The 21,507-nt window shown below is 58.9% G+C and carries 19 protein-coding genes; 3 read left to right on the forward strand and 16 right to left on the reverse strand.

The window, feature by feature from the left end; all coding sequences use genetic code 11:
- Nucleotides 1–97: 97 nt before the first annotated feature.
- Entirely contained in the window at nucleotides 98–832 is a 735-nt protein-coding gene (locus ACYZUC_RS14175; RefSeq protein ID WP_461996712.1) for a LexA family transcriptional regulator, read from the reverse strand.
- A gap of 201 nt (nucleotides 833–1,033) precedes the next feature.
- Between ACYZUC_RS14175 and mutS the strand changes: the two genes are divergently transcribed.
- Together mutS and fdxA are read left to right on the forward strand one after the other, a co-directional pair.
- Nucleotides 1,034–3,613, forward strand: a complete 2,580-nt coding sequence (gene mutS, locus ACYZUC_RS14180) for a DNA mismatch repair protein MutS (protein WP_461996427.1) — start codon at nucleotides 1,034–1,036, stop codon at nucleotides 3,611–3,613.
- A 142-nt stretch (nucleotides 3,614–3,755) separates the two neighbouring features.
- Nucleotides 3,756–4,079 carry a ferredoxin FdxA gene (fdxA, locus tag ACYZUC_RS14185; protein WP_007908827.1) on the forward strand — a complete coding sequence of 108 codons (324 nt, stop codon included), beginning with the start codon at nucleotides 3,756–3,758 and terminating at the stop codon, nucleotides 4,077–4,079.
- A gap of 1,351 nt (nucleotides 4,080–5,430) precedes the next feature.
- Here the strand turns inward: fdxA and rpoS are convergent.
- The 8 genes from rpoS to ACYZUC_RS14225 all read right to left on the reverse strand — a co-directional run bounded on the left by rpoS (nucleotide 5,431) and on the right by ACYZUC_RS14225 (nucleotide 12,563).
- A complete protein-coding gene (gene rpoS, locus ACYZUC_RS14190; RefSeq protein WP_008029016.1) occupies nucleotides 5,431–6,438 on the reverse strand; it encodes an RNA polymerase sigma factor RpoS in 1,008 nt (335 codons plus the stop codon).
- 105 nt (nucleotides 6,439–6,543) lie between these two features.
- Nucleotides 6,544–7,401, reverse strand: coding sequence for a peptidoglycan DD-metalloendopeptidase family protein (locus ACYZUC_RS14195; protein WP_461996430.1), 858 nt, complete (start codon nucleotides 7,399–7,401; stop codon nucleotides 6,544–6,546).
- A gap of 202 nt (nucleotides 7,402–7,603) precedes the next feature.
- Nucleotides 7,604–8,239 (reverse strand): protein-L-isoaspartate(D-aspartate) O-methyltransferase, encoded by a 636-nt coding sequence (locus ACYZUC_RS14200; RefSeq protein WP_461996713.1) that lies wholly within the window; start codon nucleotides 8,237–8,239, stop codon nucleotides 7,604–7,606.
- Nucleotides 8,240–8,277: 38 nt separating this feature from the next.
- The gene (gene surE, locus ACYZUC_RS14205) at nucleotides 8,278–9,027 is read right to left on the reverse strand and encodes a 5'/3'-nucleotidase SurE (RefSeq protein WP_461996432.1); all 750 of its coding nucleotides are present in this window, start codon (nucleotides 9,025–9,027) and stop codon (nucleotides 8,278–8,280) included.
- Nucleotides 9,015–10,073, reverse strand: a complete 1,059-nt coding sequence (gene truD, locus ACYZUC_RS14210; RefSeq protein WP_214380990.1) for a tRNA pseudouridine(13) synthase TruD — start codon at nucleotides 10,071–10,073, stop codon at nucleotides 9,015–9,017. Before truD ends, surE begins: the two co-directional genes overlap by 13 nt.
- Entirely contained in the window at nucleotides 10,070–10,543 is a 474-nt protein-coding gene (gene ispF, locus ACYZUC_RS14215; RefSeq protein ID WP_008029005.1) for a 2-C-methyl-D-erythritol 2,4-cyclodiphosphate synthase, read from the reverse strand. The genes truD and ispF overlap by 4 nt, the downstream gene beginning before the upstream one ends.
- Before the next feature lie 53 nt (nucleotides 10,544–10,596).
- Nucleotides 10,597–11,442, reverse strand: coding sequence for an S-formylglutathione hydrolase (gene fghA / locus ACYZUC_RS14220; protein ID WP_461996434.1), 846 nt, complete (start codon nucleotides 11,440–11,442; stop codon nucleotides 10,597–10,599).
- An 8-nt stretch (nucleotides 11,443–11,450) separates the two neighbouring features.
- Nucleotides 11,451–12,563 (reverse strand): S-(hydroxymethyl)glutathione dehydrogenase/class III alcohol dehydrogenase, encoded by a 1,113-nt coding sequence (locus ACYZUC_RS14225; RefSeq protein WP_461996436.1) that lies wholly within the window; start codon nucleotides 12,561–12,563, stop codon nucleotides 11,451–11,453.
- A gap of 106 nt (nucleotides 12,564–12,669) precedes the next feature.
- On the opposite strand from ACYZUC_RS14225, the gene ACYZUC_RS14230 reads away from it, so the two are divergent.
- Complete coding sequence (locus tag ACYZUC_RS14230) at nucleotides 12,670–13,566, forward strand: LysR family transcriptional regulator (RefSeq protein WP_008028998.1); 897 nt, start codon at nucleotides 12,670–12,672, stop codon at nucleotides 13,564–13,566.
- 147 nt (nucleotides 13,567–13,713) lie between these two features.
- Here ACYZUC_RS14230 and ispD read toward each other — a convergent pair whose 3' ends face one another.
- The 7 genes from ispD to ACYZUC_RS14265 all read right to left on the reverse strand — a co-directional run bounded on the left by ispD (nucleotide 13,714) and on the right by ACYZUC_RS14265 (nucleotide 21,502).
- Nucleotides 13,714–14,421, reverse strand: a complete 708-nt coding sequence (ispD, locus tag ACYZUC_RS14235) for a 2-C-methyl-D-erythritol 4-phosphate cytidylyltransferase (protein ID WP_461996438.1) — start codon at nucleotides 14,419–14,421, stop codon at nucleotides 13,714–13,716.
- On the reverse strand, nucleotides 14,418–14,696 hold the full coding sequence (gene ftsB, locus ACYZUC_RS14240; protein WP_008028992.1) for a cell division protein FtsB: 279 nt from the start codon (nucleotides 14,694–14,696) through the stop codon (nucleotides 14,418–14,420). Before ftsB ends, ispD begins: the two co-directional genes overlap by 4 nt.
- A 171-nt stretch (nucleotides 14,697–14,867) precedes the next feature.
- Complete coding sequence (gene eno, locus ACYZUC_RS14245; RefSeq protein ID WP_008039408.1) at nucleotides 14,868–16,157, reverse strand: phosphopyruvate hydratase; 1,290 nt, start codon at nucleotides 16,155–16,157, stop codon at nucleotides 14,868–14,870.
- Between the two features lie 156 nt (nucleotides 16,158–16,313).
- Complete coding sequence (kdsA, locus tag ACYZUC_RS14250; protein WP_008028990.1) at nucleotides 16,314–17,159, reverse strand: 3-deoxy-8-phosphooctulonate synthase; 846 nt, start codon at nucleotides 17,157–17,159, stop codon at nucleotides 16,314–16,316.
- A 5-nt stretch (nucleotides 17,160–17,164) separates the two neighbouring features.
- Nucleotides 17,165–18,796 carry a CTP synthase gene (locus ACYZUC_RS14255; RefSeq protein WP_008028989.1) on the reverse strand — a complete coding sequence of 544 codons (1,632 nt, stop codon included), beginning with the start codon at nucleotides 18,794–18,796 and terminating at the stop codon, nucleotides 17,165–17,167.
- A gap of 274 nt (nucleotides 18,797–19,070) precedes the next feature.
- Complete coding sequence (gene tilS / locus ACYZUC_RS14260) at nucleotides 19,071–20,396, reverse strand: tRNA lysidine(34) synthetase TilS (RefSeq protein WP_461996440.1); 1,326 nt, start codon at nucleotides 20,394–20,396, stop codon at nucleotides 19,071–19,073.
- A gap of 158 nt (nucleotides 20,397–20,554) precedes the next feature.
- Entirely contained in the window at nucleotides 20,555–21,502 is a 948-nt protein-coding gene (locus ACYZUC_RS14265) for an acetyl-CoA carboxylase carboxyltransferase subunit alpha (protein WP_461996442.1), read from the reverse strand.
- Nucleotides 21,503–21,507 lie beyond the last annotated feature (5 nt).

Genomic DNA, 21,507 nt, shown 5'->3' on the forward strand with positions numbered 1-21,507 from the left:
ACTGACGCATGAAAGCCCCACAGACAAAGGCGTTGGCGGTTTTCAGCAGGCGAAAAAAAACCCGCTCGATGGCGGGTTTTATCTGACAGCGATGAGGTTAGCGGGCGTACATGCCCCACCAGAAGACGTGGCCAAGGATCACGATTTGCTCTTCCTGAATCTCCTGGAAGGTGTAGTCCTCGTCCGGATGTTCATCGCGATTGAAGCTGCGCAGGCGAATCCCCGTGGGCAGGCGATAAAGCTGTTTAACCCGCAGTTGACCATTGTGGTTGATCGCATAAAGGTCGCCATCGACGATATCGCCGATCCCGCACTTGCCGGCATTGACCCCCACGGTGGCACCGTCGCGCAGTACCGGCAGCATGCTGTTACCACGCACCGTCACGCATTTGGCCTGGTCGAACTGCACACCGTTGTGGCGCAAGCTGCGCTTGCCGAAGCGCAAGCTAGAGCGCTCGCTTTCTTCGATGACGAATCTTCCTGATCCAGCAGCCAATTCAACCTCGCGAAGAAAGGGGACCGACACCTCGTCGTCATCGACAGGCGTATCGTCGTCCCACAGGCTTATGTCCTTGAGTTCGGAATGCAATTCATCGCGACCGGAATTGGCGGCAGGCGCGACATCCACGCGGCCACGCAACTGATCGGTGCTCACGGCGAAGTACTCGGCGATCTTCGAAATATGCTTATCCGAAGGATCGACAATCTTCCCGCTGAGGATCCGCGAGAGAGTGGATTGAGGCACGCCGGTGCGACGGTGAAGCTCCGTGGGGGAGATCCCGTGCTGATCGAGCAGCGCTCTTAAGACGGAAGAAACATTGCGTTTTTGCATAACGCGCATAGTGCTTGATCTTTTTTACGGAGGCAAATGCAGAATTGCATAATTCGTGCATAGACAGCAGAAATGTATCGCACAGCTTTAGTTGCCTGCGTCGGGCGGACCGCCCATGGTAACCTTGCGCCCATCGCGGAAAAGCCGGGCCGATGTCCCTCCTTTGCCCTACACCTTTCAACGAATTTGCCTGATTATCCGATGAATAAAGCACTCTCCGATCTGTCCTCTCACACGCCAATGATGCAGCAGTACTGGCGCCTGAAGAACCAGCACCCCGACCAGTTGATGTTCTACCGCATGGGTGACTTCTACGAGATCTTCTATGAAGACGCGAAGAAGGCCGCCAAGTTGCTGGACATCACCCTGACCGCCCGTGGGCAGTCGGCTGGCCAGGCGATTCCGATGTGTGGGATTCCTTACCACGCCGCGGAAGGTTACCTGGCGAAACTGGTGAAGCTCGGCGAATCGGTGGTGATCTGTGAACAGGTCGGCGATCCGGCGACCAGCAAAGGCCCGGTGGATCGGCAAGTGGTGCGGATCATCACGCCGGGCACGGTCAGTGATGAAGCGCTGCTGGACGAGCGCCGGGACAACCTGATCGCGGCGGTGCTGGGTGACGAGCGCCTGTTCGGTCTGGCGGTGCTGGACATCACCAGCGGCAACTTCTCCGTGCTGGAGATCAAGGGCTGGGAAAACCTGCTGGCGGAACTGGAGCGGGTCAATCCGGTGGAGTTGATGATCCCGGATGACTGGCCGAAGGATTTACCGGCGGAGAAACGCCGTGGGGTTCGTCGTCGTGCGCCGTGGGATTTCGAGCGCGACTCGGCGCTGAAAAGTCTCTGCCAGCAGTTTTCGACCCAGGACCTGAAGGGTTTTGGCTGCGAGAACCTGACCCTGGCCATCGGTGCCGCCGGTTGCCTGCTCAGTTACGCCAAGGAAACCCAGCGCACCGCCCTGCCCCATTTGCGCAGCCTGCGCCATGAGCGCCTGGACGACACCGTGGTGCTGGATGGCGCAAGCCGTCGCAACCTGGAGCTGGACACCAACCTGGCCGGTGGCCGCGACAACACGCTGCAATCGGTGGTCGACCGCTGCCAGACCGCCATGGGCAGCCGCTTGCTGACCCGCTGGTTGAATCGTCCGCTGCGGGACCTGAACGTTTTGCTGGCGCGCCAGACCTCGATCACGTGCCTGCTCGACGGTTACCGTTTCGAAAAGCTGCAACCGCAGCTCAAGGAAATCGGTGACATCGAGCGGATTCTCGCGCGGATCGGCTTGCGTAATGCGCGTCCTCGCGACCTGGCGCGTCTGCGTGATGCCCTCGGCGCATTGCCCGAGCTGCAAGTGGCGATGGCCGAGCTGGAAGCACCGCACATTATTCAACTGGCGAAAACCACCAGCACCTACCCGGAACTGGCGGCCCTGCTGGAAAAAGCCATCATCGACAACCCGCCTGCGGTGATCCGTGACGGTGGCGTGTTGAAAACCGGTTACGACAGCGAACTCGACGACCTGCAATCGCTCAGCGAAAACGCCGGGCAGTTCCTGATCGATCTGGAAGCACGCGAGAAGGCCCGTACCGGCCTGTCGCACCTGAAAGTCGGGTACAACCGCATTCACGGTTACTTTATCGAGCTGCCGAGCAAGCAGGCTGAATCGGCGCCGGCCGACTATATCCGTCGCCAGACGCTCAAAGGCGCCGAGCGCTTTATCACGCCGGAACTGAAGGCGTTCGAGGACAAGGCGCTGTCAGCCAAGAGCCGCGCCCTCGCCCGCGAGAAGATGCTCTACGAAGCGCTGCTCGAAGACTTGATCAGCCAATTGCCGCCGCTGCAAGATACCGCTGCAGCCCTGGCCGAACTGGACGTGCTGAGCAACCTCGCCGAACGCGCGCTGAACCTCGATCTGAACTGCCCGCGCTTCGTCGACGAGCCGTGCATGCGCATCAGCCAGGGTCGTCACCCGGTGGTCGAGCAAGTGCTGACCACGCCGTTCGTGGCCAACGACCTGAGTCTCGACGACAACACACGCATGCTGGTGATCACCGGTCCGAACATGGGCGGTAAATCCACCTACATGCGCCAGACCGCGTTGATCGTACTGCTGGCGCACATCGGCAGCTTCGTGCCGGCGGCCAGTTGCGAATTGTCGCTGGTGGACCGGATCTTCACCCGGATCGGTTCCAGCGACGACCTGGCCGGTGGACGCTCGACCTTCATGGTCGAAATGAGCGAAACCGCCAACATTCTGCACAACGCCACCGAGCGCAGCCTGGTGCTGATGGACGAAGTCGGTCGCGGCACCAGCACCTTCGACGGTCTGTCCCTGGCATGGGCTGCGGCTGAACGACTGGCGCAGCTGCGGGCTTACACGCTGTTCGCCACGCACTATTTTGAACTGACGGTGCTACCGGAAGCGCAACCGCTGGTGGCCAACGTGCACCTCAATGCCACTGAGCACAACGAGCGCATTGTGTTCCTGCACCACGTGCTGCCCGGGCCTGCCAGCCAAAGCTATGGCCTGGCCGTTGCACAACTGGCCGGCGTGCCGAGCGAAGTGATCGTGCGCGCTCGCGAGCACCTGGGTCGACTGGAAGCCACCGCGCTGCCGCATGAAGTGCCCAAGGCTGCCAAAGGTAAATCGGCCGCGCCGCAGCAAAGCGACATGTTCGCCAGCCTGCCGCATCCGGTACTCGATGAGCTGGCCAAACTGGATCTGGACGACCTGACACCGCGTCGCGCACTAGAAATGCTCTATACACTAAAGACACGGATCTAACGCACTTGCCTGCAAGCTGTTAGAATCTCGCGCGGTTTGGGATGCTGCAGGCTAATAGCCTGGCCTGCAGACTATCGCTCCCAAACCTGGCGACCCCAACGTGAAGGGGCTCCGCTGCCGCCGCCTGAGGAGAAAATTAGAAATGACCTTCGTCGTCACCGACAACTGCATCAAGTGCAAGTACACCGACTGCGTAGAAGTCTGTCCGGTGGACTGCTTTTACGAAGGCCCGAATTTCCTGGTGATTCACCCGGATGAGTGCATCGACTGCGCACTGTGCGAACCAGAATGCCCTGCCGTGGCCATCTTCTCCGAAGATGAAGTCCCGGAAGAGATGCAGGAATTCATTCAGCTGAACGTTGAGTTGGCCGAAATCTGGCCGAACATCACCGAGAAGAAAGAATCGTTGCCCGATGCCGAAGAGTGGGATGGCGTCAAAGGCAAGATCAAAGACCTCGAACGCTGATTGACCCTGCGTTCCCGAAAAGGCCCCTTGCGGGCCTTTTTGCTTTTCTGCAGAGAAAGGTTCCTTCACGCAATCCCGGAAAACACAGCCAACGCAGTCCCCGTAGGAGTCAGCTTGTCTGCGGGTGGCGTTCCGACGATGGACTCAAGTTCGCCGCGTTGATTCAGATCGGTACGCGTTATCGTTGACGACCATCGCCAGCAAGCCGGCTCCTACAAATTTTGCACCGTGAGACAGAACCGGGATCACGCCACTCCTGTAGGAGCCAGCCTGCTGGCGATGGATTCAAGTGCGCTGCGTTGATTCAGACAGCACGCGTTATCGTTGACCACCATCGCTGGCAAGCCAGCTCCTACAGATTCTGTGTCGTGTGAGAGAACCGGGATCACGCCACTCCTGTAGGAGCCAGCCTGCTGGCGATGGATTCAAGTGCGCCGCGTCTATCCAGACAGCACGCGTTATCGTTGACCACCATCGCTGGCAAGCCAGCTCCTACAGGAAATCGCGTTTGCTTTCGCTTCTCACCACTCATCAGGCCGAGCGTTAGCTCGCCTTCCGCTGTTGATCTGAGCGCCCCCTCGAGAGGCCGAGCGCAGGTTCTGCGCAGTGGGCAACCCGGCATGGATGCCGGGTTAGCCGCCCCCGGCCAGGGATGGCCGATGGCGGCGGGCCCACGGAGCAGGACCGGAGCGAGGGCATGCCGAGCCACAGCGAGGCACCGAACGAAAGGGGCAAGAGCCCTTGGTTACTTGAGGCTCTTCCAAGTGACTCGCCGTAAGGGCGAAACCAATAGCCGCCGTTACCGCAGAAACGGATATGTACACCAGGAAGAAAATGGTCGGCTATCAAGCCGCCATCGCCAGCAAGCTGGCTCCTACAAAGAACAGCGCCCACGCGGAAAATAAAGTGGCACCCAAACCAAAAAAAAGACAAAAAAAAGGGGCGGTTTGACCCGCCCACATTTTTTCCCTATTCCCTGTGTTCCTTTTCATCGTCCTGATGAATCGCATCCTGCAATGTCCTTTCCCCTCATCCTTGAAGGGCGTGTCTGTCCGTCGACACAACCTGAATACTAGAGAATTCCCGAGCAAGAGCAATCGCCCTCCGCGGCAAAAATTCGCAGTCATATGCTCCTGACCTTTAAAAATATCTATAAAAATCAAAAGATTAAAACCAGCTTCGGCGAACAATAGTCGTCTACCAGGGTGTAAAAATAGCGAACACTTACGCAAGAGTAAGCCAAGACTTACACCGCAAGACTACAAACCCGTGGTCATTCCCGGCGCATCAGCCAGACAACAAAAAGCCCCGAACCAGTCGGGGCTTTTTGCTTGCTGCTCAAGCGATTTGCTTATTGGAACAGCGACTCACTCGACAGGCCATTTTTCTCCAGAATCTCCCGAAGACGCTTCAGGCCTTCAACCTGAATCTGTCTGACGCGTTCCCGGGTCAAGCCAATTTCCAGGCCTACATCTTCCAGCGTGCTGCTCTCGTGCCCGCGTAAGCCGAAACGGCGTATGACCACTTCGCGCTGCTTGTCGGTCAATTCCGAAAGCCATTGATCGATGCTCTGGGACAGGTCGTCATCCTGCAGCAGTTCGCATGGATCGGTCGGACGGTCGTCGGTAAGGGTGTCCAGCAGGGTTTTATCCGAATCCGGACCCAGTGAGACATCGACCGAAGAAACCCGCTCGTTCAGGCCCAGCATGCGCTTGACCTCGCCCACCGGTTTTTCCAGCAGGTTGGCGATTTCTTCGGGTGAGGGTTCATGATCGAGTTTTTGCGTCAGCTCCCGTGCGGCCCTCAGGTACACGTTAAGCTCTTTGACCACATGGATCGGCAACCGGATGGTCCGGGTCTGATTCATGATCGCGCGCTCGATGGTCTGACGAATCCACCAGGTTGCGTAGGTCGAAAAGCGGAAGCCACGTTCGGGGTCGAACTTTTCTACCGCCCGAATCAGCCCGAGGTTGCCCTCTTCGATCAGGTCCAGCAGCGACAAGCCACGATTGACATAGCGTCGGGCGATTTTCACCACCAGCCGCAGGTTGCTTTCAATCATGCGTTTGCGCCCGGCCGGATCGCCACTTTGCGACAAGCGTGCAAAGTGAACTTCTTCTTCGGGGGACAGCAGAGGGGAAAAGCCGATTTCATTGAGGTACAGCTGCGTGGCATCGAGCGCACGCGTGTAATCGATGTACTTGTGTTGCTTTAACGAGGCGGAGTGTCTGGATTTGGCACGAACGGAAGGTGGAGCAGCCCCTTCATCATTCGACATCGAATCCGTACCGATGCCGGTCTCCATCAGGAGAACCTCATCGTCGATGTCAAACTCCGGCACTTCTTTACTGAGAGCCATTGTTATAGTCCTTTGGTGAGTTCGACCTCAGGCTCAAGCGGCGCCTTTATCCTTGGCAACGCTGGAGCCTGTTCCCTCTACGTGACGGAACAGGCTGGTAACAAATCAACGACGTGGCAGGAACTGCAGCGGATCTACAGGTTTACCTTGTCGGCGAATCTCAAAATGCAGTTTCACCCGGTCTGTACCCGTTGACCCCATTTCGGCAATTGTCTGTCCGACCTTGACCTGCTGCCCCTCCCGAACCAACAGCCTGCGGTTGTGACCGTAGGCACTGACGTAGGTGTCGCTGTGTTTGATGATGACCAATTCGCCGTAGCCCCTTAAGCCACTCCCGGCGTATACCACCGTCCCATCAGACGCAGCTAAAACAGGCTGTCCCAAATCCCCGGCGATATCAATTCCTTTATTCAAACTACCGTTTGAAGAGAATTTTCCAATGAGAATGCCATTAGAAGGCCACCCCCAGCCGGTCGGGGCCGGGCCTGCGGGAGGCATCGGAGCGGGTGCTGGCTTGTTGGCGACGGACGGTGCAACCACCGTTGTCGTCGTAGTTGCGCCATTTGGCTGGCGCCGGATTACTGTGGTTTTACTCGACGAAGAAGGCGCCGAATCGGCCGGGCTGGCCACCTCCGTCGACGTTGAACCGGTGCGACCGTCAAAGCGAATCGTCTGACCCGGATGTATCGTGTAAGGCGCAGGAATGTTGTTGCGTGCGGCGAGGGCTTTGTAGTCCCAGCCGTAGCGAAAGGCGATGGAGAACAAGGTGTCTTTAGGTCGAACCACATACTGACCCGTGGTCACTGCCGGACGCTGGGCCACGGCATTGTTGCGATCGACGACACGTACGTCGCTCGACTTGTTGCTGGAACAACCGACCAGCAAGGTACTCAAGACTAGGCCAGTCACCAGGCGCTGAAAGCTCGTTATACCCATTCGCTGCGCAATGACTGTGAGACTCACCCGCCGCTCCCTTTGTGGTGGCTGAAATATTGAATTGCCGTGCTCCCGGCAAGAAGTGTCACCAGTATAACGGGCTGTGCAGGCTTTACCTTTAATGAAGCGAAGCACACGTTTGCTACCTGACGATGAAACCCGTTTAACCGATCGACGCCGCTGTAAGACAGGGGCAATCGAAGAGAATTCACCGAGCCAAAACAAATGCTCAGGCCAGGGGGCCGTTGAGCAATGGAACGAAACGCACCGCCCCCAGAACACGCCTGGAAAACCCGTGTTCTTCGCGGATGATCAGCATCAACTGTTGCACTTCACCCGAGCCGACCGGTATGACCAGTCGCCCTCCAGGTGCCAACTGATCAAGCAAGGCCTGAGGTACATCGGTCGCCACCGCCGTCACGATAATGCCGTTGTACGGCGCCAGCGCAGGCCAGCCTTCCCAGCCATCGCCCCAGCGGAAAACCACGTTGCGCAAGTTCAGATCAACCAGACGTTCCTTGGCCCGGTCCTGCAAAACCTTGATGCGCTCGACGGAAAAAACCCGCTCGACCAGTTGCGACAGGATTGCGGTCTGATAACCCGACCCCGTGCCGATTTCCATTACCTTGTCCAGAGGACCCGCTTCCAGCAGCAGCTCGCTCATGCGGGCCACCATGTAAGGCTGGGAGATCGTCTGGTTGTTACCGATCGGCAACGCCGTGTCTTCGTAGGCACGGTGCGCCAGCGCTTCGTCGACGAACAGGTGTCGTGGCGTAAGGCGGATCACTTCCAGCACCTTGGCGTTGGAAATGCCTTCCTCATACAACCGCTGAATCAGACGCTCGCGGGTGCGTTGCGAGGTCATCCCGATACCGCGATGCATCGGGTCTTGTTCACGAGCCATCAGCGCAGTCCCTCCAGCCAGCCATCGAGACTTCCGAAAGCATCATTGAAGGTGCGATCCAGTTGCAGCGGCGTGATGGATACATAGCCTTGCATCACCGCATGGAAGTCGGTGCCCGGGCCGCCGTCTTCGGCGTCTCCGGCGGCAGCGATCCAGTAGCCGGACTTGCCGCGCGGGTCGACCACTTTCATCGGTGCTGCCGCTCGGGCGCGATGGCCGAGGCGTGTCAGCTGGATTCCGCGGATGTGGTCCAGCGGCAAATTGGGAATGTTCACGTTCAGCACCGTGCGCGGTGGCAGGTCAAGATCAGCGTGGGCTTCAACCAGTTTGCGCGCAAAGTAAGCGGCTGTGGGAAGGTTCTCGACCTGCCGTGAGACCAACGAAAAGGCAAACGATGGCCGCTCCAGGAAACGCCCCTCGAGGGCCGCTGCCACGGTACCGGAATACAACACATCGTCCCCCAGGTTGGCGCCCAGGTTAATGCCGGAAACCACCATGTCCGCTTCGCGTTCCAGCAAGCCGTTGAGGCCCAGGTGCACGCAATCGGTCGGTGTGCCATTAACGCTGATAAAGCCGTTGGCCAGGGTTTGCGGGTGCAACGGACGGTCGAGCGTCAGCGAACTGCTGGCGCCGCTTTTGTCCTGGTCCGGGGCGATAACCACGCATTCGGTGTAATCCGCCAGCGCAGCATAAAGCGCGGCAAGACCGGGTGCGGTTACCCCATCGTCGTTAGAAATCAGAATACGCATGGGCTGTCCGTCTGCCCCACCGGCACCAGATCAACAAGCTCGCGCACCAATACAGTGGCAAAGCATCCGGCCGGCAGGACGAATTCCAGTTGCAGAATGTCAGGCTCGGGATAATGCCACGTCAACCCACCAATGGGCAGCCGCAGGATGCGACGTTCGTGGCTCATTCCGGCGTTAATCAACCAATCGCGAAGGTCTGCTTCGCGGGCGGCGATTGCCTGCTCCAGTTCATGGACAGCGCCCGTCGCCGGCGAGTCACCTTCACCCCACTGCGGACCGGTCGGGTGCAGGTCGAGAATCGCCAGTCGCGGGTCGCTGCACTCGGCCTCACCGGCCGGAAAAAAACTGCGGCTGTCGGTAAACGCCAACAGATCGCCAACCTGCGCTTGCTGCCAGGTGCCATCAGCGACACGCGCCGCCAACACTTGGTTAAACAGAAAACTGCGGGCGGTAGAAAGCAGACGCGAACGCACGTTGCGCTGCTCCGGCAGGGCCTTGCGCGCGGCCCAGCCTCGGGCATCGACCACGTTGCCACCGTCAAAGCCGAAACGCTGGGCGCCGAAATAATTCGGAATACCTTGTTTGGCGATCAGTTGCAGACGCGCTTCGATCGCCGCTTTGTCGCCAGCGAATTGCGTGAGGCGCAAGGTGAAACCGTTGGCCGAGTGGGCACCGCGTTGCAGCTTGCGTTTGTGCCGACCGGTCTTGAGGATTTTCAGCGTATCGTTTTCCGCCGCCGACAGATCAGGGTCGGCCTTGCCCGGCAGTTGCACGCTGAACCACTGACGCGTCAGCGCCTGACGATCCTTGAGACCGGCGTAACTGACGGTGCGCAATGGCACGCCCGCCGCCTTGGCGATTCGACGTGCTGCCTCTTCGGTATTCAGGCCGCGTTTTTCCACCCAGATCCACAGGTGCTCGCCGTCGCCGCTGAGAGGAATATTGAGGACTTCATCGACCTGGAAATCTTCCGCCGTAGCTTTCAGTACAGCGGTGCCGAGGGCTTCACCATAGGCACGCGGGCCAAGCAATTGCAGTTCGTTCATGCGCGCAGCAACAAGGCAACGGAGTGCACGGCAATACCTTCTTCGCGCCCGACAAAGCCGAGCTTTTCGGTGGTGGTAGCTTTCACGTTCACTTGATCCAACTCAACTTGAAGATCCGCGGCAATCAGCGCACGCATCGATTCGATATGCGGGGCCATTTTCGGCGCCTGGGCGACGATGGTGTTATCGACGTTGCCGACCTTCCAGCCCTTGGCGTGGACCAGTGCGACGACATGACGCAACAGCACACGGCTGTCGGCGCCTTTGAACGTCGGGTCGGTGTCCGGGAAATGCTTGCCGATATCACCCAGCGCAGCAGCGCCGAGCAAGGCATCGCTCAAGGCGTGCAGCAGGACGTCACCGTCGGAATGAGCGAGCAGCCCGAAGCCGTGTGCAATGCGCACGCCGCCCAGAGTAATGAAATCGCCTTCAGCGAAACGGTGCACATCATAGCCGTGGCCAATACGCATAAAAAAACGCCCCGATTTTTGTCAGGGCGTGATTCTACCTGCTTTGTCAGTCATTAGGCGCTTAGAGCACGACCATGATGCTGCAAGTGTTCATCAATGAAGCTGGCGATGAAGAAATAGCTGTGGTCGTAGCCGGGTTGCAAGCGCAACGTCAGCGGATGGCCGGCCAGTTTGGCCGCCTGCTGCAGGGCTTCAGGCTTGAGCTGAGTGGCGAGGAAGTCGTCGCGATCACCTTGATCGACCAACAGCGGCAGCTTCTCGTCAGCCTCGGCAATCAGCGCACAGGCATCCCACTCGCGCCACTTCGAACGGTCTTCGCCGAGGTAACGGGAAAAGGCTTTCTGACCCCACGGACAATCCATCGGATTGTTGATCGGCGAGAACGCCGACACCGACTGATAACGCCCCGGATTGCGCAACGCACAGACCAGCGCGCCGTGACCGCCCATGGAGTGGCCGCTGATACCGCGCTTGTCCGATGCCGGGAAATGGGCTTCGACCAATGCCGGTAATTCCTGCACGACATAGTCATGCATCCGATAGTGCCGCGACCAGGGTTCCTGCGTGGCATTCAGATAAAACCCGGCGCCGAGGCCAAAGTCCCAGGCACCGTCCGGATCACCCGGTACATCGGGTCCGCGCGGGCTGGTGTCTGGCGCAACGATGATCAACCCAAGCTCGGCGGCCATGCGCAGGGCGCCGGCCTTTTGCATGAAGTTTTCGTCGGTGCAGGTCAGGCCGGACAACCAGTACAGCACCGGTAGTTTGCCGCCCTGCTCCGCTTGCGGCGGCAGGTACACGGCAAACACCATGTCGCAACCGAGCACGTCGGAGCGGTGCCGGTAGCGTTTGTGCCAGCCGCCAAAGGTTTTCTGGCAGGAGATATTTTCCAGGCTCATGACCGACCTCAGAAATGGATGACGGAACGGATGCTTTTTCCTTCATGCATCAGGTCGAAAGCCTTGTTGATATCTTCCAGGCCCATGGTGTGGGTGATGAACGTATCCAGCGGGATTTCGCCGGTCTCGGCCATTTCGACATAGCTCGGCAACTCGGTACGACCGCGCACACCGCCGAACGCCGAACCGCGCCAGACGCGACCGGTGACCAACTGGAATGGACGGGTAGAGATTTCCTGACCGGCACCGGCGACGCCGATGATCACCGACTCACCCCAACCCTTGTGGCAGCACTCAAGTGCGGCGCGCATCAATTGGACATTGCCGATGCACTCGAAGGAAAAGTCGACGCCGCCATCGGTCATGTCGACGATGACTTCCTGGATCGGACGGTCGAAGTCTTTCGGGTTCACGCAGTCGGTTGCACCCAACTGTTTGGCGATCTCGAATTTGGCCGGGTTGATGTCGATGGCGATGATGCGTGCAGCCTTGGCTTTTACCGCGCCAATGACCGCCGACAGACCAATACCGCCAAGACCGAAAATCGCCACGGTATCACCCGGTTTCACCTTGGCTGTATTGAGTACCGCGCCAATGCCGGTGGTGACGCCGCAGCCCAACAGGCAGACTTTTTCCAGCGGCGCTTCTTTAGGAATCTTGGCTACGGAGATTTCCGGCAGCACGGTGTATTCGGAGAACGTCGAGGTGCCCATGTAGTGGAAAATCGGTTGGCCCTTGTAGGAAAAACGCGTGGTGCCATCTGGCATCAGGCCTTTGCCCTGGGTCGCACGAATCGCCTGACACAGGTTGGTCTTGCCCGACAGGCAGAATTTGCACTGGCGGCATTCCGGGGTGTACAGCGGGATCACATGATCGCCAACGGCAACGGAAGTCACGCCCTCGCCGATCGCCTCAACAACCGCGCCACCTTCGTGACCGAGGATCGACGGGAAGATACCTTCCGGGTCAGCGCCCGACAGGGTGTAGGCATCGGTATGACAGACACCGGAGGCAACCACACGCAACAGAACTTCACCGGCCTTGGGCAGAGCGACATCGACTTCAACGATCTCGAGGGGTTTCTTGGCCTCGAAGGCAACGGCGGCGCGCGACTTGATCATGTTGGTTCTCCAGTGAATAAAACGAGACAGTGAGTGTAATACAGCGTCGCACGGTGAATAATCCGGACAAAAGCAAAACATTATTGCCACACAGGGATAATCGTTAATGTCCGAGAACCGTTGGGAAGGTATCGACGAGTTCGTCGCCGTGGCCGAGTGCAGCCAATTTACGGCGGCGGCGGAACGTCTTGGGGTGTCTTCCTCCCACATCAGTCGCCAAATAGTACGCCTCGAAGAACGCCTTCAGACGCGCCTGCTTTACCGCAGTACCCGGCGAGTCACGCTGACCGAAGCCGGGCAAACGTTTTTGCAACATTGCCAACGGTTGCAGGACGGTCGTGAAGAAGCGCTCAGAGCCGTCGGCGACCTGACCAGCGAGCCCAAAGGCATGTTGCGCATGACCTGCGCGGTGGCCTATGGCGAGCGCTTTATCGTGCCGCTGGTGACGCGATTCATGGGGCTCTATCCACAACTGCGAATCGACATCGAACTGAGCAACCGCCAACTCGATCTGGTGCATGAAGGTCTGGATCTGGCGATCCGCCTCGGCCGCCTTCAGGACTCGCGACTGGTAGCGACGCGACTGGCTCCGCGACGCATGTATTTGTGCGCGTCTCCGTCCTACCTGGAACGGTATGGTCGCCCACATAGCTTGTCGGAACTGAGCCGCCACAACTGCCTCATCGGTAGTTCGGACCTGTGGCAACTGGAACAGAACGGGCGGGAATTTTCCCAGCGGGTGCAGGGAAACTGGCGTTGCAACAGTGGGCAAGCAGTGCTGGATGCGGCGTTACAGGGTGTCGGGCTCTGTCAGTTGCCGGATTATTACGTGCTGGAGCATCTGAAAACCGGGGATTTGATTTCGCTGTTGGAGGCTCACCAGCCGCCGAATACTGCCGTTTGGGCGCTTTATCCACAGCAGCGGCATCTGTCGCCGAAGGTGCGCAAGTTGGTGGATTATTTGAAGGAAGGATTGGCCGAGCGGCCGGAGTATCGAAGCTAGGCGTTCAACGGCGTGCCAGCAAGAGATCGGGGGCCTGGACTACCGCAATCGCCGGCAAGCCGGTCTCACTCCTACAGTGGACGGGGGAGAACATAAATCCTGCGCACACCAATTAACCTTGTAGGAGTGAGACCGGCTTGCCGGCGATCAGCGGCGGTTAGCCCAACGCTGTCTCAACCACTCGAGGTCCTCGGGGCGAGTAACCTTGAGGTTGTCCGACCGACCTTCAATCAAGCGAGGAGCCATACCAGCCCACTCCATCGCCGACGCTTCATCAGTGATAACAGCATCCGCCACCAGACTGTCCGCCAACGCCCGATGCAACGCGCCAAGTCGAAACATCTGCGGCGTGTACGCCTGCCAGATCACGCTGCGATCCACGGTTTCAACGACACGACCGTGCTTGTCGACCCGCTTCAGGGTATCACGTGCCGGAACCGCCAGCAGCCCGCCGACCGGATCGTCAGCCAGTTCAACGAGCAACTTGTCCAGATCATCGCGGCTCAGATTCGGCCGCGCAGCATCGTGGACCAACACCCAATCCTCATCGTCCGCACCCAACGCATGCAAATGCAGCAAGGCATTGAGCACCGACCCGGAACGCTCGGCGCCGCCGTCAACGCGCTGAATACGTGAATCGCCAGCGCATGCCAGATTGGGCCAATAAGGATCATCAACAGCCAGACTGATCACCAGCCCCTTCAGGGAAGGATGATCAAGGAAACAGCCAAGGCTGTGTTCAAGAATAGTGCGCCCGCCCAGGTGCAAGTATTGCTTGGGACGGTCTGCGGCCATACGGGCACCGACGCCCGCGGCAGGGATCACGGCCCAGAAGGCCGGTAACGAGGAGTTCATTGAGCCAACTGGTAAAGGGTTTCACCGTCCTTGACCATGCCCAACTCATGGCGAGCCCGCTCTTCAACGGTCTCCATGCCCTTTTTCAATTCACTGACTTCGGCGTCCATGACCCGATTGCGTTCCAGCAAGCCTTCGTTCTCAGCATGTTGATCCGCGATCTGCTGAGTCAGCTCGGCCACTTGCGCCAGACTGCCATTACCTACCCACAGGCGGTATTGCAGGCCAGCCAGCAACAAGAGCAAGACGAGGAACAACCAATTGGGACTGCGCATCGAATATCAGGTTTCCAGTGAAAAAAGACAGCCATGCCAAAACTTTGAAGCTTCTGATAGCACGAAGCCTGGAAAATCCAGGCTTGTGCTCTTAAGGCATCAGATTAGTGGCAAAAACGTCGCTGTCGCGATTTTTCCGACACAATCCGGTGTCTTTTTACCTTCTACAGCTTAACCGCGGAACTCGCTGCGGCCGTTGTACTTGGCTTTGCCGTTCAACTGCTCTTCGATACGCAGCAGTTGGTTGTACTTGGAAACGCGGTCGGAACGGCACAGGGAGCCGGTCTTGATCTGGCCAGCCGAAGTGCCCACAGCCAGGTCGGCAATGGTCGAATCTTCGGTTTCGCCGGAGCGGTGCGAGATCACGGCGGTGTAACCGGCGGCCTTGGCCATCTGGATGGCTTCCAGGGTTTCGGTCAGGGTGCCGATCTGGTTGAACTTGATCAGGATCGAGTTGGCGATCTTTTTATCGATGCCTTCTTTCAGGATCTTGGTGTTGGTTACGAACAGGTCGTCGCCCACCAGCTGGGTTTTCTCGCCGATCTTGTCGGTGAGGATTTTCCAGCCAGCCCAGTCGGACTCGTCCAGGCCATCTTCGATGGAGATGATCGGGTAACGCTCGGTCAGGCCTTTCAGGTAATCGGCGAAACCTTCAGCGGTGAACACCTGGCCTTCGCCGGACAGGTTGTACTTGCCGTCTTCGTAGAACTCGCTGGCCGCGCAGTCCAGTGCCAGGGTCACGTCGGTGCCCAGCTTGTAACCAGCGTTGGCCACGGCTTCGGAGATCACTTTCAAAGCGTCTTCGTTGGAAGCCAGGTTAGGTGCGAAACCACCTTCGTCACCAACAGCAGTGCTCAGGCCACGGGCCTTCAACACAGCTTTGAGGTGATGGAAAATCTCGGTGCCCATGCGCAGACCTTCCGAGAAAGACTTGGCGCCAACCGGCTGAACCATGAATTCCTGGATGTCGACGTTGTTATCGGCGTGCTCGCCACCGTTGATGATGTTCATCATCGGAACCGGCATCGAGTAAACACCCGGGGTGCCGTTCAGGTTGGCGATGTGTGCGTACAGCGGCAGGTCCTGGTCCTGAGCTGCTGCCTTGGCCGCGGCCAGGGAAACGGCGAGGATCGCGTTGGCGCCCAGGGAGCCTTTGTTTTCAGTACCGTCCAGCTTGATCATCGCGTGATCCAGCGCTTTCTGGTCGCTCGGATCTGTACCTTTCAACAGGTCGCGGATCGGACCGTTGATGTTGGCGACGGCTTTCAGAACGCCTTTGCCCAGGTAACGGCTCTTGTCGCCATCACGCAGCTCGAGCGCTTCACGCGAGCCAGTGGAAGCACCGGACGGCGCGCAAGCGCTGCCGATGATGCCGTTATCGAGAAGCACGTCCGCTTCCACGGTGGGGTTGCCACGGGAGTCGAGAACTTCACGACCTTTGATGTCGACGATTTTTGCCATTGTTGTAAACACTCCAAAGTTGACGAAAACGACGCAGCTGAAGGAAATCTTTTATCGCCGGCAAGTGATGTGCAACGGGCAGACTTGCGGACGACAAGGCTCAGGCCCGAGGGCCTGAGCAACAAATCGTGCGGTACTTTACCGGAGAAATGAGGATTACGCGGTTTCTACCGTCGGAAAACTCTTCACCAGTTCGTCCAAAGCTTTGAGCTGGGCCAGGAATGGCTCCAGTTTGTCCAGACGCAAGGCGCAAGGGCCGTCGCATTTGGCATTGTCCGGGTCCGGGTGGGCTTCGAGGAACAGACCGGCCAGTGACTGGCTGATCCCGGCTTTCGCCAGATCGAGGACCTGGGCGCGACGACCGCCGGCGGAATCGGCACGACCGCCAGGCATTTGCAGCGCGTGGGTCACGTCGAAGAAAACCGGGTACTCGAACTGCTTCATGATGCCGAAGCCAAGCATGTCGACCACCAGGTTGTTGTAACCGAAGCTCGAACCACGCTCGCAGAGGATCAACTGATCGTTACCCGCTTCCACGCACTTGTTCAGGATGTGTTTCATTTCCTGTGGCGCGAGGAACTGGGCTTTCTTGATGTTGATCACCGCACCGGTCTTGGCCATCGCGACCACGAGGTCGGTCTGGCGCGACAGGAAGGCCGGCAGCTGGATGATGTCGCAGACTTCAGCGACGACCGCGGCCTGTTCAGGCTCGTGGACGTCGGTGATGATCGGCACGCCGAAGGCTTGCTTGATGTCCTGGAAAATCCGCATGCCCTCTTCCAGGCCGGGGCCACGGTAAGAGGTCACGGAGGAACGGTTGGCCTTGTCGAAGCTGGCCTTGAACACGTAAGGGATACCGAGTTTCTCGGTGACCTTCACGTATTCTTCGCAGACCTGCATCGCCATGTCGCGGCTTTCCAGCACGTTCATGCCACCGAAAAGCACCATTGGCTTGTCGTTGGCAATCTCGATATCGCCTACGCGGATGATCTTCTGCGCCATAAGGTTCAAGCCTTCTTCTGGTGTTGAGCCAAAGCTGCTTTGACGAAGCCGCTGAACAACGGGTGACCGTCGCGTGGCGTCGAGGTGAACTCAGGGTGGAACTGGCAAGCGACGAACCATGGATGATCCGGGGCTTCGACCACTTCAACCAGCGCGCCATCACCGGAGCGACCGGAGATTTTCAGACCGGCTTCCATGATTTTCGGCAGCAGGTTGTTGTTCACTTCGTAACGGTGACGGTGACGCTCGACGATCACGTCCTTGCCGTAGCAGCCGTGAACCAGGGAACCCGGCTCCAGCAGGCAATCCTGTGCGCCGAGACGCATGGTGCCGCCCAGATCGGAAGTTTCGGTACGGGTTTCGACGGCGCCGGTGGCGTCTTCCCACTCGGTGATCAGACCCACGACCGGGTGACCGCTTGCACGATCGAACTCGGTGGAGTTGGCGTCTTTCCAGCCCATGACGTTACGAGCGAACTCGATGACCGCCACTTGCATGCCCAGGCAGATGCCGAGGTACGGAACCTTGTTTTCGCGAGCGTACTGGACAGCGGTGATCTTGCCTTCCACGCCACGCAGACCGAAGCCGCCCGGTACGAGGATCGCGTCGACGCCTTCCAGCAGCGCGGTGCCCTGGTTTTCGATGTCTTCGGAATCGATGTAGCGCAGGTTGACCTTGGTGCGGTTGCTGATGCCGGCGTGACTCATCGCTTCGATCAGCGACTTGTAGGCGTCCAGCAATTCCATGTACTTGCCGACCATGGCGATGGTGACTTCGTGCTCAGGATTGAGCTTGGCGTCAACCACGGCTTCCCACTCGGACAGATCGGCACCGCCGCATTGCAGGCCGAAACGCTCGACCACAAAATCGTCCAGGCCTTGCGAATGCAGGATACCCGGGATCTTGTAGATGGTGTCGGCGTCTTCCAGCGCGATCACCGCACGTTCTTCAACGTTGGTGAATTGCGCGATCTTGCGACGCGAGGAGATGTCGATCGGGTGATCGGAGCGGCACACCAGCACGTCAGGTTGCAGGCCGATGGAACGCAGTTCCTTGACCGAGTGCTGAGTTGGCTTGGTTTTGGTTTCGCCGGCAGTGGCGATGTACGGCACCAGTGTCAGGTGCATCAGCATCGCGCGCTTGGCGCCGACTTCGAAACGCAACTGGCGGATGGCTTCGAGGAACGGTTGGGATTCGATGTCACCCACGGTGCCACCGATCTCGACCATGGCCACGTCGGCATCGCCGGCGCCCTTGATGATCCGGCGCTTGATTTCGTCGGTGATGTGCGGAATGACCTGGATGGTCGCGCCCAGGTAATCACCACGGCGCTCTTTGCGCAGGACGTGTTCGTAGACACGGCCGGTGGTGAAGTTGTTGTTCTGGGTCATGGTCGTGCGGATGAACCGCTCGTAGTGACCCAGGTCCAGGTCGGTCTCGGCGCCGTCGTGGGTGACGAACACTTCACCGTGCTGGAACGGGCTCATGGTGCCCGGATCGACGTTGATGTACGGATCCAGCTTCAGCATGGTGACCTTAAGTCCCCGCGCCTCCAGGATGGCCGCCAATGAAGCCGATGCAATGCCTTTCCCCAATGAAGAAACAACACCGCCCGTGACGAATATGTAGCGCGTCATGAAAAACCCTAGAAGTCTGCGTTAAAGCGGTCCGAGCCGCCGGGGAAAGCGAAGGAAGGCCGAAGCCCCCGATCACCTGCATTAATCACAGTGCACCTTTCAAAAAAACCGCCGCGTTGGGACAGACCGGGAGATGAAACACCGGTACGTTGCTCGCTACACATTTTTTGGAATCGCCCAGCAAAGACTGCTTGGTAATCGGCAACTCCTGCAATTCAGGCGAATCCACAGAAGTTGTATCAAGAAGGGAGCGTAGTCTACCGGAAAGCCCCTTTCAGCTCAAACCTTGATCTTCGTCCGGTGGCTGCCAATGCAAATTCCAGCCTTCCTGCTCACTGCCATTCAAGCCTCGCAACCTCGCCACCGCCAGCAATTGCTCGCCATGATAGAGCAGCGGCAATCTGCCACGGACGAAGCCCGGGACGCTGCGTTCGTTGAGCAAACGCTTCAGATCACGATGGCCGCGCTCGGGCAGACTCATGACCTCGCCACCTTCACGATAGCGGATATGCAGCGGGCCATCGGGTGTTTGACCGGTGAGCGAGAGCACGCCGTTATCCGGCAACGCCAGTGATAACGAGGGATCAGGCCAATCAGGCGCGGGCGGCGGCGTTCGCAGCCAGCAGCCCGACAGCCACCATATCCGCCCGTTCGCCCGATGCAATTCCCCATCGGCCAAGCGCCAGACCGGAGAGGCATCCGCAGCAGCATCACGAAAATCTTCCCAACCCGACCAATGGTCGCTGCCCGGCAAACGGGTCAGTGCCGAGAGCCAGTGACTCACTGCATTTCGCTGGCGAGCGGCGGACAGGCTGGCAAGCGTAGAAAGCTCAAGTGACGGCACACCCAGCCAATCGAATTCACTGATGGAGCCGGCCTGGGCCAGATCGATTTGCGCCAGCTCATCGAGCAGTTCCTGCGCTTCGCTCAGATGCGCGGCGCTGCGAGCCATAGTCGCCATCGCTTGAGGCCAGCGTTCGGTCAGCACCGGGAACACCTGATTACGCAAGTAATTACGCGAGAAACGTCGATCCTGATTGGAAGGATCCTCGATCCAGCTCAATGAGTACTGGTTCGCGTAACCCTCCAACTCTGCTCGCGAGACATCGAGCAAGGGTCGCAGCAGATGCCCTTTGCCCAACACACGTTGGCGCGGCATCCCCGATAACCCCCTCGCCCCTGCCCCACGCAGCAATCGGAACAACAGGGTTTCCGCCTGATCATCACGATGCTGGGCGGTCAGCAGCACTTCATTGGCTTGAGTGGCCTCGATGAACGCGCCATAGCGCGCGTCACGGGCTACACGCTCAAGGCTGGCGCCGGGCTGAACCTGGACGTGAACGACCTGTAGCGGTATTCCCAGCGCATCACAGACTGACTGGCAATGCTCCGGCCACGCATCGGCCGCCGCTTGAAGGCCATGGTGAATATGGATGGCGCTGAGCGCTGGCAGGGTTTCGGTTTTTGCGAGGTGGGCGAGGAGGTGCAACAGGACGGTTGAATCGAGGCCGCCGGAGAAGGCGATGCGCCATTTCGCAGCATTGCGCAACGGGTTCAAGGCTTGCAGAAGATTGGCGGGGAGGTCCGGTCTGGGTCTCATCTCAAATACCACCGCAATCCGGAACAGAACTACAGATTCAATACCTGTGAAGATCAAATGTAGGAGCCGGCTTGCTGGCGAAGGGATCGGTCATACACCGCCAGCCTCAAGGCCGCCATCGCCGGCAAGCCGGCTCCTACATTAGTACTGCGTCAATCTCAGAGACCGTAGCTCATCAGTCGCTCGTAACGGCGCTTGAGCAGCGCTTCGTTGTCGAACTTCTTCAGCATCGCCAGTTGCGAGGTCAGCTCGGCACGGATCGATGCAGCGGCCGCCGCCGGATCGCGATGAGCGCCGCCCAGAGGTTCGCCGATCACTTTGTCTACGATGCCCAGGCCTTTCAGGCGCTCGGCGGTGATGCCCATGGCTTCAGCGGCATCCGGCGCTTTTTCGGCGGTTTTCCACAGAATCGACGCACAACCTTCCGGCGAGATCACCGCGTAGGTCGAGTACTGCAGCATGTTCAACTGATCGCACACGCCAATTGCCAGTGCACCACCGGAACCACCTTCACCGATTACGGTGGCGATGATCGGGGTTTTCAGGCGAGCCATGACACGCAGGTTCCAGGCAATCGCTTCGCTCTGGTTGCGCTCTTCAGCGTCGATGCCCGGGTAAGCACCCGGCGTGTCGATGAAGGTCAGGATCGGCATTTTGAAGCGCTCGGCCATTTCCATCAGGCGGCACGCCTTGCGATAGCCTTCCGGACGCGGCATACCGAAGTTGCGGCGAACCTTCTCGCGCACTTCGCGGCCTTTCTGGTGACCGATGATCATCACCGGCTGGTCATCCAGACGGGCCACGCCGCCAACGATGGCAGCGTCGTCGGAGAAGTGGCGGTCGCCGTGCAGCTCGTCGAACTCGGTGAAGATGTGTTCGATGTAGTCCAGGGTATATGGACGTTTCGGGTGACGCGCCAGACGCGCGATCTGCCAGCTGGTCAGCTTGCCGAAGATGTCTTCGGTCAGCGTGCTGCTTTTGTCCTGCAGGCGGGAGATCTCATCGCCGATATTCAGCGAATTGTCGTTACCGACCAAGCGCAACTCTTCGATCTTGGCTTGCAGGTCGGCGATCGGCTGTTCGAAATCTAGAAAATTCGGGTTCATAGGCG

The sequence above is a fragment of the Pseudomonas sp. GT1P32 genome (genome assembly GCF_054897805.1).

What these genes read in the sequence shown, in the direction of transcription:
- fghA (WP_461996434.1), bottom strand. Translation starts at nt 11,442, where the DNA reads ATGAGCCTGGAAAATATCTCCTGCCAGAAAACCTTTGGCGGCTGGCAC.
- ACYZUC_RS14230 (WP_008028998.1), top strand. Translation starts at nt 12,670, where the DNA reads ATGTCCGAGAACCGTTGGGAAGGTATCGACGAGTTCGTCGCCGTGGCC.
- ACYZUC_RS14175 (WP_461996712.1), bottom strand. Translation starts at nt 832, where the DNA reads ATGCAAAAACGCAATGTTTCTTCCGTCTTAAGAGCGCTGCTCGATCAG.
- mutS (WP_461996427.1), top strand. Translation starts at nt 1,034, where the DNA reads ATGAATAAAGCACTCTCCGATCTGTCCTCTCACACGCCAATGATGCAG.
- kdsA (WP_008028990.1), bottom strand. Translation starts at nt 17,159, where the DNA reads ATGGCGCAGAAGATCATCCGCGTAGGCGATATCGAGATTGCCAACGAC.
- eno (WP_008039408.1), bottom strand. Translation starts at nt 16,157, where the DNA reads ATGGCAAAAATCGTCGACATCAAAGGTCGTGAAGTTCTCGACTCCCGT.
- ispD (WP_461996438.1), bottom strand. Translation starts at nt 14,421, where the DNA reads ATGAACTCCTCGTTACCGGCCTTCTGGGCCGTGATCCCTGCCGCGGGC.
- surE (WP_461996432.1), bottom strand. Translation starts at nt 9,027, where the DNA reads ATGCGTATTCTGATTTCTAACGACGATGGGGTAACCGCACCCGGTCTT.
- truD (WP_214380990.1), bottom strand. Translation starts at nt 10,073, where the DNA reads ATGAACGAACTGCAATTGCTTGGCCCGCGTGCCTATGGTGAAGCCCTC.
- ACYZUC_RS14200 (WP_461996713.1), bottom strand. Translation starts at nt 8,239, where the DNA reads ATGACCTCGCAACGCACCCGCGAGCGTCTGATTCAGCGGTTGTATGAG.
- ACYZUC_RS14265 (WP_461996442.1), bottom strand. Translation starts at nt 21,502, where the DNA reads ATGAACCCGAATTTTCTAGATTTCGAACAGCCGATCGCCGACCTGCAA.
- ispF (WP_008029005.1), bottom strand. Translation starts at nt 10,543, where the DNA reads ATGCGTATTGGCCACGGCTATGATGTGCACCGTTTCGCTGAAGGCGAT.
- ACYZUC_RS14225 (WP_461996436.1), bottom strand. Translation starts at nt 12,563, where the DNA reads ATGATCAAGTCGCGCGCCGCCGTTGCCTTCGAGGCCAAGAAACCCCTC.
- ACYZUC_RS14255 (WP_008028989.1), bottom strand. Translation starts at nt 18,796, where the DNA reads ATGACGCGCTACATATTCGTCACGGGCGGTGTTGTTTCTTCATTGGGG.
- tilS (WP_461996440.1), bottom strand. Translation starts at nt 20,396, where the DNA reads ATGAGACCCAGACCGGACCTCCCCGCCAATCTTCTGCAAGCCTTGAAC.
- ftsB (WP_008028992.1), bottom strand. Translation starts at nt 14,696, where the DNA reads ATGCGCAGTCCCAATTGGTTGTTCCTCGTCTTGCTCTTGTTGCTGGCT.
- fdxA (WP_007908827.1), top strand. Translation starts at nt 3,756, where the DNA reads ATGACCTTCGTCGTCACCGACAACTGCATCAAGTGCAAGTACACCGAC.
- rpoS (WP_008029016.1), bottom strand. Translation starts at nt 6,438, where the DNA reads ATGGCTCTCAGTAAAGAAGTGCCGGAGTTTGACATCGACGATGAGGTT.